Origin of the sequence: Shewanella maritima, assembly GCF_004295345.1 — a bacterium.
Classification (GTDB): Bacteria; Pseudomonadota; Gammaproteobacteria; order Enterobacterales; family Shewanellaceae; genus Shewanella; species Shewanella maritima.
On the sequence record NZ_CP036200.1, the window covers coordinates 2,358,618 to 2,369,043 of the forward strand.

At 45.6% G+C, this 10,426-nt stretch carries 10 protein-coding genes; all 10 read right to left on the reverse strand.

Going from position 1 to position 10,426, the window contains the following annotated elements; genetic code table 11:
• Positions 1–122 precede the first annotated feature (122 nt).
• The 10 genes from EXU30_RS10025 to EXU30_RS10070 all read right to left on the reverse strand — a co-directional run bounded on the left by EXU30_RS10025 (position 123) and on the right by EXU30_RS10070 (position 10,299).
• Positions 123–968, reverse strand: coding sequence for an ABC transporter permease (locus EXU30_RS10025; RefSeq protein WP_130599671.1), 846 nt, complete (start codon positions 966–968; stop codon positions 123–125).
• Positions 965–1,987, reverse strand: coding sequence for an ABC transporter ATP-binding protein (locus tag EXU30_RS10030; RefSeq protein ID WP_130599673.1), 1,023 nt, complete (start codon positions 1,985–1,987; stop codon positions 965–967). The genes EXU30_RS10025 and EXU30_RS10030 overlap by 4 nt, the downstream gene beginning before the upstream one ends.
• A 10-nt stretch (positions 1,988–1,997) precedes the next feature.
• Positions 1,998–3,443 (reverse strand): nitrous oxide reductase family maturation protein NosD, encoded by a 1,446-nt coding sequence (gene nosD / locus EXU30_RS10035; RefSeq protein WP_130599675.1) that lies wholly within the window; start codon positions 3,441–3,443, stop codon positions 1,998–2,000.
• Positions 3,444–3,492: 49 nt separating this feature from the next.
• On the reverse strand, positions 3,493–3,984 hold the full coding sequence (locus tag EXU30_RS10040; RefSeq protein ID WP_130599677.1) for a nitrous oxide reductase accessory protein NosL: 492 nt from the start codon (positions 3,982–3,984) through the stop codon (positions 3,493–3,495).
• Positions 3,985–4,067: 83 nt separating this feature from the next.
• Positions 4,068–5,015 carry an NrfD/PsrC family molybdoenzyme membrane anchor subunit gene (gene nrfD, locus EXU30_RS10045; RefSeq protein WP_130599679.1) on the reverse strand — a complete coding sequence of 316 codons (948 nt, stop codon included), beginning with the start codon at positions 5,013–5,015 and terminating at the stop codon, positions 4,068–4,070.
• Positions 5,016–5,018: 3 nt separating this feature from the next.
• A complete protein-coding gene (locus EXU30_RS10050; RefSeq protein ID WP_130599681.1) occupies positions 5,019–5,723 on the reverse strand; it encodes a 4Fe-4S dicluster domain-containing protein in 705 nt (234 codons plus the stop codon).
• A 53-nt stretch (positions 5,724–5,776) separates the two neighbouring features.
• The gene (locus EXU30_RS10055; RefSeq protein WP_130599683.1) at positions 5,777–6,478 is read right to left on the reverse strand and encodes a tetratricopeptide repeat protein; all 702 of its coding nucleotides are present in this window, start codon (positions 6,476–6,478) and stop codon (positions 5,777–5,779) included.
• Between the two features lie 148 nt (positions 6,479–6,626).
• Positions 6,627–7,394: a BamJ family beta-barrel-assembly machinery protein gene (gene bamJ / locus EXU30_RS10060; protein WP_130599685.1), complete on the reverse strand. Its 768-nt coding sequence runs from the start codon at positions 7,392–7,394 to the stop codon at positions 6,627–6,629.
• A 167-nt stretch (positions 7,395–7,561) separates the two neighbouring features.
• Positions 7,562–7,987, reverse strand: a complete 426-nt coding sequence (locus EXU30_RS10065; RefSeq protein ID WP_130599687.1) for a rhodanese-like domain-containing protein — start codon at positions 7,985–7,987, stop codon at positions 7,562–7,564.
• 287 nt (positions 7,988–8,274) lie between these two features.
• Positions 8,275–10,299 (reverse strand): cytochrome c3 family protein, encoded by a 2,025-nt coding sequence (locus EXU30_RS10070; protein ID WP_130599689.1) that lies wholly within the window; start codon positions 10,297–10,299, stop codon positions 8,275–8,277.
• Positions 10,300–10,426 lie beyond the last annotated feature (127 nt).

The following is a 10,426-nucleotide window of genomic DNA, read 5'->3' on the forward strand; positions in this document are numbered from 1 at the left end:
TGACAACCTACCCAATTATAGGCATATGCGGTTACATTAATTAGGCCGCGTGATCTTCGTCACTGTCTATACGGTAAAACTTTCCTTAAAAAACATGAAGCTAGTTACAACATAGTACAGTTTTACAAGGCTTTGCGGTTAAATAGCCGCTTAGCAATACCAGACAGCACTATTGGCCACACCAGCAACATGCCAACTAGCACACCAACATGCCAATTAAACAAGGGTAAGCGCTGCATTAATGAGCCTGAAGTATCTATGTTTACCAGGTTAATTGCGCGATATAGATCGGTAGGGTTGAGTAGCATCATCACATTCACTAACCACTGCGACATTGCCCCCGCATCAGCCACCAGCAAGGTCAGTAGCACGAGGTCATAAATCATCGCAAAGCAAAACCAGATGATCAGCAAGCTGGCGATGACCTTGGCTTTCTCGGTAAAAATAAGACTCACCACAAAGCTCATTAAACTGTACGTAATTGCTAGCAAGCTGCTCGATAGTGCCAACATGGCAAAGGCAGTAAATGTTGGCGCGAGTTGATAACTGTCGCTAAATGCCAGCAATAAACCTGCACACAGCATAAAACTTTGCATTATGGCTACTGACAATACGCCGCCATGGGCAACGAGCTTACCTAGCAATAAGTCAGTGCGGTTAATCGGCAGGCTTAGCAGCAACAACATAGTGCCAGCCTCTTCTTCACCCACAAAGGCATCGTAACTCAGCATGATTGCGGCTAGCGGAATAATGAATACCGACAAAGTCGATAAGCTAGTGATCACGCTATTAAGCGGTGGAATTGCCAAACTGCCGGTCACCACGCTGCCAGTAAAAGACACGCTCAGAGACATTAACGTAAATAGGCAAAAAATCACCAGCAGCCAACGGTTGCGGATGCAGTCCATTAGCTCTTTGCGAGCAACGGTAGCGATAAGCCCTAAACGACTTGGTAATTGCACACTCATACTGCGCCTCCTAGAGTCAACGAACTATTCGCTTTTGTATGCCCATAACTCGCATTAGACCGATCGACTAAAGCATTGCTGTCACTTTCAATAAAGCTGATACCAGCATCATTACACTGCTGCAGTTGTGACACCTTGTTGTGGTAAAGATCAGTTAAACTAGGCTGCTTCACGGTAAATTCAAACTGATTGATGCTAGCTAAATAGGCCACCAGCTCGGTTTTTTGCTCAAGCTGACAACGCAGCTCACCTTGATAATAAAACGGCTGCAATTGCGGATGGGCGTTAATCCAGTGCCCGATACCTGGCACGCGAATAATTACTGGCAGTTGCTCGGTTGCCATCAAGCTAGGTAAGTCGCCCACAGCTAGACAGCGCCCTCGCCCCATTAACATGGCGACATCCAGGTGTGGCTCGATCAGGTTTAGCTCATGGGTACACACAATAATACTGCAGCCCGCTTTAGACAGCTCTGCCACCTTGCTATACAAAAACTGCGATGCCTGCGGATCTAACCCAACTGTTGGCTCATCTAACAGCAACAATTTAGGCTCGGCGACAATCGCCTGAGCAAAACCTAGACGCTGTTTCATGCCTTTAGAATAGGTTTTAATTGGCTGATCTTTGGCGTAGCCAAGACCAAACTCGTCAATAATGTGCGCGACTTTACTGGCACTCACACCTTTAAGTGCAGCAAAGTATTCCAGCACCTCACGACCTGTCATTTTGTCATAAAAGCTGATGTTTTCTGGCAGGTAACCAATTTGCGCACGATATGCCTGTAGCGCTGCGGCCGATGGCTTTTGGTTTAACTCGCAGCCAAGTACATTAACCATACCAGCAACAGGGCTAACTAACCCTAAAATGATTTTAATTAGCGTCGATTTGCCGGCGCCATTGTGGCCAAGCAGTGCTAGGGTATTACCCGCTTCTAGGGTTAGATCAATATCGCTAAGCACTGCGCGCTCGCCATAGTGATGACTCACCTGATTAAGACTGACGTGGGATGATTGCTTCATAGTGATTTCTCTATTGCAGACCAGCATTTAGCAGCGGGTATCTGTCTACTACGCCGTTGTTATCCAGGTTTTGAAATTGGCTATCTAACCACTTCAATACCTGCACCACTGGGCTGCCCATCAAAAACTGGGCCTCTGGATAAAGCCAAAATAGGCGATCAAGTTTGTCGTTTGGTACATGAGCTGTATCGCCAATACCATCGCCATTAAGATCGAGCCCTCTGTAATCACTCCAATAATTACCTTGGTGGTCCTCGCTCCACTCAACGCGGCTTTCGCCGATGTAACGTACCTGAGTTTGATTATGTAAAAACTGGTTCAGATAAACCTTGTTGCTCTCGCCACCAAGTGCAAGCGCAATACCCACCTGGCTATCGGCTATCTTGTTGGCTTTAATGTGATTATTCTGACTGGCATAAATAAACATGCCCTTGCCCTGAGAGAATAAGTCATCGTCACTAGGGTCTTTAGGCATAATTTGCGCTATCGAGTTGTATTCAATATAGGCGTCGTTAGTCATATTCAGTAGCACCCCAAACTCACTGGCTCGGCTGACTTTGTTGTGGTGCAGTTTGATTTGCTTTGAACTCATTAATGCATAACCGCCCACCACATCTTTTGCGGTGTTATCACGGCCGACATCATCCTGGGTATACATGTAATGCACGCCATATTGCAGCGCCGCGAAATAGTTGTGATTAACCAGGCTGCCTGTTCCCGACTCCAGATACACACCATCGCGCACATGGGTAATATGATTGTGCTGCACTTTAGGATCTGTTGCCCTAAGTAGGTGTACGCCATCGCCTCTATCGAGCATAAATGCACTATCATCGCCCTCAATTCGGTTATGACACACACGAATTTTGGCGACCTTTTCGGCATATACCCCAAAGCCTGGACCACTGAGTTGGTTGTCAAAAACCTTAAGGTTATCGCTCCCCTCACGTACTAAAATACCTGCATTCTTGGTATATAAATCATTGCCCCAATTGCGAATGCTTAAACCAGAAATCGACACCTTACTCGCTGCAACGGTAATGGCGCTGCCGCTGCCCTGGGCATCGACTTCAGCTAAATGACCAATCAGGGTTAGCGGCCTGGAGATAGTAAATTGCCCAAGATACAACCCCTTGTTGAGGTGAATTTCACTATAATCAGGTGCACTAGCAAGGGCATCGATAAATTGCGCGGTAGTTGAAACCCAAACCTGCCAACTCGGATTCAAGCTAGGCTCAGATGGTTTAGTTGTATCGTCTTGCAGCTGATGTGGCTGGTGTTCATAGTCACTAATGTTAGCTTTGTTATGACTTATGCTTGCTGTAGTTGAAAAATCGCTAGCATGCAGCTTACTGGTGAACAGCAGGCAGCCACAAACCAGCATGGCAATGCACAGCACGGCTTGCAGTTTAATATTTGACCTCTCATGCAGGCACGGTTTTACTCTTGCAAGCATGGCTCTACTCTTGCGTGCATAGAATGGTCCCTACAAACAGCCAACATGACTAGTTGCCCGCCAATAGCTCTAGGCTAATGTCGTCATAACGCAACACGACACCACCAAACTCTCTAGCAAACTCGGTAGCAGCTTGCTCAGTAGAAAAAGTTGCTACAGCGCTACCCATCACCGCTTTACGGCTAGTGCCATAGACATACCAGGCAGTTTTTGCATCAATAAAGTGCTCATCGCTTGGCTTTTCCCAACTGGTTTTCGCCATATCATGTACATATAAATGACCAATCTTGCGCTGGTTTTCTGGCTGCAGCGCAAAGTTGAACATGTCACGAGTTGAGCAGAATTTTGGATTTTTTGCAGAGTCGTTAAACATGATTTGGCCTTTTGGGCCCGGATACTTAGTGATCATCATGCCACACATATGGCAACGCTCATGATCACCTATTGCACCGACATGGTGATGGTCATGTTCATGTGGCTGCTCTGCACTGCAGGCGCTGATGGTAAATAGCAGCATCAGACTTAACAATATGTGTTTCATAGTAAAATCTCGTTGAAAACCTCTCACTTTTTACACCAAAATTAGCGGCTAAAAAGTGAGAGGGGACGCATTTAACTCACTACCTAGATAGCGAAGTTTTGCCCTGCGTAAAGAATGAACATACGCAGGCACATCATGCCACCTACAGCACATAGGCCAGATAGGTAAAAGGCTTGCGACGAGTGACTAAATTGCTTACCCGTTGCAAAGTTCAGTAGCAAAGGACCACCAAAACCTAAGCCCACCACGCCTAACCAGAACACCATAGACCAGGTACCAGTATGGAATGCTTCAAATGCACTTTGTGCACCCGCATTACCAGTCGCTAACGACATGATGATCATGAATAGGAACAGTGCTTCGGCAAACATGATTGGCCATTCAGCGCCATGTAAGATCTTCATATCTTGACTGTGTAAGTCTTCTTTGAAGATACCTACCGCTAGCATTTTCGCTGCCGCTGCACCCGCTGATAAACCAGAGGCCACAAACAGTGCAGGCAATACCGAAGTATTGATGATCGGGAAGCGAACTAGCGCCGAGATTAAGAAGCCGGTGTATGCACAAACCGCTAATGCAAGTGCTAATACCGCATACTCACATGGGCGACGAATGCCTTTAAGCTTGTCAATCACTGGCACCAACGGGCGCAGCAAAGGTATTTGCTTAATTTCTTCTTCCAGCGCAAACAGCGCCATTAATGCTGTAAGCGGAATATACGCAGTTAGCGCGATTACACCGACAGACATCACCGAATTTAGGTTGTAGTAAACCAAAATACGCCAGAAGAACAGTGGGTTAGTTAAGTCTAAAACCAGACAAAGCATACCCAAAGCAATCGTGGCAAATGACACTAACGACGCCGCTTTTAAAAATGGCGTGTTAGTGGTTTGCTGCTTATAAAAGCGGATAAATAATGCAACTGCTAATGCACCACCTGAAATACCTGCAAAGAACAGGTACACAGCAATTGGCCAAGGCCAAGCGATGCCATCAGATAACCCCATAGTGAATTCAATAGTTCCGTCCATTTCTTATACTCCCTGTTTAACAATTGGGATGTAACGCAGGCTAGGCTGAGTACCAAAGTGCGACTTAATCCGCACCGAGTCTTTTACAGCAAGAAGCTTGTTTACATAAGAAGTTGGATCGTTAGCGTCACCAAAGATAAGGGCATCGTAACGACAGCTCTGCACACAGGCTGGTAACTCGCCTTTTGCCAGTTTGCTTTCAAGGCAGAAGTCACAGTTATCAGCTACATCAGTTTCTTTGTTGATGTAACGCGCATCGTATGGGCAAGCAGCAATACAGTACTTACAACCCGCACATTTAGCTTTGTCCATAGTCACAATGCCGGTCTTAGCATCACGGTGCGCCGCGCCTGTTGGGCAGACTGTCACACATGGTGCGTTTTGACATTGCTGACATGACACACGAACATATTTGCGTTCACACTCGCAGCTAGTTTTGCCACATTGTGGACAAACCTGCCCTTCAACGCCGCCACTTTGCTGCTCCATCATTACCCGAGATTTACCTTCGGGTAGATTGTTTGCTTGATTACAGGCAACTTTACAGTCGCCACAACCAACACATTTATTTTGGTCAAACACCATTATGTAATGTGGTTGGTTGCTGTTTTTGTCCTCGTCGACAGAGCTACACCCTAGGGGTGCAACGATCAACGAGCCAGCACCTAAAAATTTTAGGAACCGTCGTCTCTCTAAATTTTCACTCACAGCATCCTCCATCTGTCAGCTAATGCTGACTTCTTGTAACCTTTTTGATGACTCTACTCAGATGCAGTCACGGTTTGGTTAGCTATATTTTGCTCAGCTTTCAAGATTGCATTTTCAATTGATGCGCGGTTAATGCTTAGGTTGTTGCTGTCCAATAATTGCTGCCAATGGCTAATGGCTCTGTGAAAATCCTTATTCAAAAAGGCATCAGTAGCGATTAGCAGCAAAGATTGAACTTCATTTGGATCGAGTGCGAGTGCTTGCGCCAAGACCAGCTTGACCTCAATACTCATATCTCGACCATCACGGTAATAGAGTGCATTGGCTTTCATACCTAATACTTCTGCGTCCTGCTCTATTGCCAGTAATTTGTTTAAGGTGTCGACCGATTCGGCATATTTACCGCCTTCGGCATAGGCGTGGGCAAGATTCAGCAGCGCCACTTTGTTTAGTGGCTGCTCGCTGACTTCGCGGGCGTTCTTGTTAATGTCGGCAGCGATAAGGTAATCAATGTTTTCATCTACAAACCCTTGATCCCATTCGCTAAAACGCCCTAATTGCCCATAAATAAAAAGAGGAACAAGCAGCAGCACTAAGGTGAGCATACTCGGCAGTTCTAACCAAGATAGCGAAGGGAGGATAGGGATAGATTGGCCTTCATTATCTTGTTGTTCCACCACGGAGAAACGGTGTGCCCAAAGCGGAGCAATAAAGCAAAGCAGGGTGATTGCCATCGCAATAGCCAGTAAACTCATACCAATCTCCTGCTTGTTCCTGTGAAAGTGGCGCACTGCATCAGGCAGTGCGGAAGTGTCTCGCTAGCGACAATTGGCTGGATAGTTGAGGAGGTGCCAATGTTTCGCTAACAGCACTTGTTTATTTATATAAAGCTAGTTTTGCTGCTTACTTGTGGAATGAACCCATACCGCCCATGCCCATTCCACCCATGCTGTGGTGAGTGCTGCCAGGCTCTTCAACCTTTACTAGCTCTACTTCAAAAATCAGCGTTGAGTTAGGTGGAATAATACCGACCTCTTTTTCGCCATACGCTAGCTCTGCAGGAATGGTTAAACGGTATTTAGAGCCTTCAGGCATTAAACCTAAACCTTCTTTCCAACCTTCAATTACCGTCATTAGTGGGAAGCGGTTTGGCTCGTCACGTTCAAAAGAATCATCAAACACAGTGCCGTCAATTAGCTGGCCTTTGTAGTGCACAGTGACAATGTCTGACTCTAGCGGGGTTTTACCCTCGCCTTTGGTGATCACTTCATATTGCAAGCCAGTAGCGGTTTCGTTGACGCCATCTTTTGACTTGTTGTCAGCTAGGAACGCCTTACCTTGCTCTAGATTATCTGCGGCGATTTTAGCTGTGCGCGCTTCTTTCGCGGCGTTTAACACTTCGGCGCGAGCATTAAGGTGGGTCAGAATTTCTTCGTCGGTCATCTTGGTTTCGTTTTTAAGTGCATCGACTACACCAGCAATCACAGTGTCGACTTTCACTTCTGCGCCTAGATCAACCTGACTATAGATACGGCTAGAGATGTATTTACCTACTGATGCGCCCAAAGCGTATGAGGCATCATCCACTTCGTTAGCTTGAACAAATAGGCTGCTGCCACATAACGCAGCGACACAAGTTAACTTAAAGGTGTTTTTGATTAAGGTTTTCATTAGTTGCTCTCTCTACAAATCTTGCTAAATGTTTTTGCTAAAGCTTTGCTATGGTTTTTTACTAAACACTTTTGCTTTGGGCGTTTGGATATGTTCTTGTTGTTATTATGTTTATTGTGGTTTTCACCACGGCTGTTGCTTTCGTCCTAAGGTTTTCGTTCTAGGCTTTAAGGCTTCTCAATAGGCCTGCCTGATAAACGCCAACCATAAATACCTTCGTGCATCCGCATTACCTGGGTGTAGCCGAGTTTCAGCGCTTCATGTGCGGCAATTTCACTGGCATTACATAAGCGGTTTGCGCAGTAGAACACCATAGGTGTGTCTTTCTTTTCTGGCAGTAGTGCTTTCCAGTCGGATACATTGAAAAAAATCGCGCCAGGGATATATCCTTCTCCCCAAAGTTCTAGGGTATTTACATCAAAAAACATCACATTTGGGTCTTCTAGTAACAGCTCTGCATGGCGCAGACCTATGTGCTGTAATTCGTGTTCATATTGATGAACTGGCTGCATATCTCCGCCGCCACCAGCGCTAACACTAAAACCACAAACACTCAGTAAACTTGCGAGTAATATGCTGATAGTGTTTTTCATACTTGCCTCCAATAATCCCGATACAATCCATAGTGGCAATGCACCGGGTAGTTGTGGGTATCATCCTTGACAAGTGCGCTCAACAAGGTGAGTTGTAATACCAATCAGCATAAGCATGTGAACATTCTTACTGGTTAAAACCGCTTATAACTTCGTTAGAAACTTTGAAGGTAGAACAACTAACTCGCTGCAGTTTCTGCCTTGTTCTAAGCGATTTTTTCTGCGTAATCTCTGCTCACTTATTTACCCCGATTGGTATTAAGCGCAGTGTCCTTTTTCACTCCCAATTAGTAGCCGTTTTGGTCAATGATGTTTTGCGCTTGCGTTACGTATGTTTGCGCAGCATCAAGACGTTTTTGACTGTAGCGGAATCCGTGTACACCCCAAGAACCGTCAGCCTTGATTAGGTCAACTGCGTCTTGTGCTTTCTCAATCAGTAGTAGTACTTGAGTCTTGTCTTCAGTCGCTAACTTAGTGACTTCTAGTAGTTTCTCGATACGTACAATTGATTGGCTAACTTCTTCGTACACTTCTTTGATTGGTTTTTGCCACTTCATGACTTCGCCGTAGATTTGAACTTGGTCTTTGTAGTGCAGACCAGTTTCAAGCTCTGACTGGAATTGGCTGTGACAACCTTTGTTCTCTACCACGTCGTGGTCAGAAATCGCGGTACGTGCACAAGACCACATTAAGTCAAGGTATGGGCGACCATCTTCGTCTTTGGCAACAGTCCAACCTTTACCGGCGTCAGGGCCTTGAGTACGAGGCTCACCTTCTGGTGGGTTAAGCGTCTTGCGCTCTGGGTCTACGTCAATCTTCCACATGTGAGACTTACGTACAGCGTCGAAACCAGCATGGTCTGGGAACTGCATTGCTTTGAAGTTCTCACAGCTACCCATGTTAGGCATGTGACAGCTTTGACAAGTTTGCTCTGAGTGAGTGTCGGTATTGCTAGCAATTAGGGTTTGCGCTTCGTGACAATCAGTACATTGCTTCTTCAACTTAGGCTTAGTAATGCCAGACATCCAAGAACCGTCTGTTACTTCGTGCGGATCGTGACAAGTCGTACAACGCATGCCTTTCTCGTAGTGAGCAGAACCATACATTTGCGAACCTTCAGTACCACAAGAAGGACATAGCGACTTCATCTTCACGCCGAATGCTAGCTCAGGCTTGCCTTTTTCAGCTGCGTATTCAGTCTTGGTTGGGTCGTATTGGAAACGTTGGTGACAACGTTCACAGTTAGATTGAATACCACCGGTACCACCATCTAAGTGACCACCAGCGCCGTGACATTCTTCACAAGCAATACCTTTAGAAATAGTGTGCTCTTGAAGCTTCTTAGGATCGCCAAGTGCGTCAAAGAACTCTTGCTTAGATTGGAAATCAAACTTAAAGGTATGACAGATTTCACAGTAAGAAGATGCAGGTTGGAACAGCATTTCTTTGCGGTATTTAGCACCGTATGAGCTCATACCTTGTTGATGCGAACCTGAGTAACCGAAGTCTTCAATGGTTAGAGGGAATTCAGGAATAGCATCGTTAATTTTTTTCGACATTTCAGGGGTTAACCACTCAGCCCAGCCGCGAGAGAACTGGTTAGCGCCGGCAACCATTTTACCCGTGCCGTCACGTAGCAAACCGCCTTCAATGTGGTATGTACCACGTACTAGATACGCATCAATGAAACCATACTTAGTACGAGGTGTACCTACAGTCGCGTAAATTGCATCTGGAGTGATACCGTCAGGTAAGATAGAGGTATCTTTGGTGTCGTACATAGTACGTTCGATATCGTTATCAACCTCTGGGTGTTCACCAGGGAAACGAATCGTTTTAGCGTGACGTGAGCGTTTCCACTTCTCATACTGAGTCGCGTGACACTCGGCACATTTTTCTGGGCCTACGAAGTTGTTTGGGTAATCAAGAATAGACTTAGCACCTAAACGGTACTGAACCGAACGAGGTTTACCGTCTAACTTACTATATGCAGGGCTTTTACCTGTATCTAAATACTCTTCACCACGGTCACTGATGTGGTAATCACCCACTAAGTTGCCTGACTGTTGGTATTTAAACATCGGGTGATTTTCGAATAAGAAGTCAAATAGCTCTTCTTCTTGAACGATATAATCTTGTAAGGTTTTAACGCCGTTAATGCGTTCAGTCCCGTTATATTCCGCAATCGCTTTTTTGGCTGACTCACCCATCTCAGGGATACTGTTATATTTACCACCAGCAGCGTTTACGTTAGCAATGGCACCGAAACAAAATAGCGCGCTTAAAGCTACCTTGTGTTTCCATTGTTTCATCATTCACTCCTAAAATTTTTATTTGGTTTTTGTTCCGTTAACTAACAACCCATCCTTTGTGTTGTTACTTGTTGGAATAACTAAACCTAACCGTTCATCAAACGACTTATACAACTGAGCAAGGCCT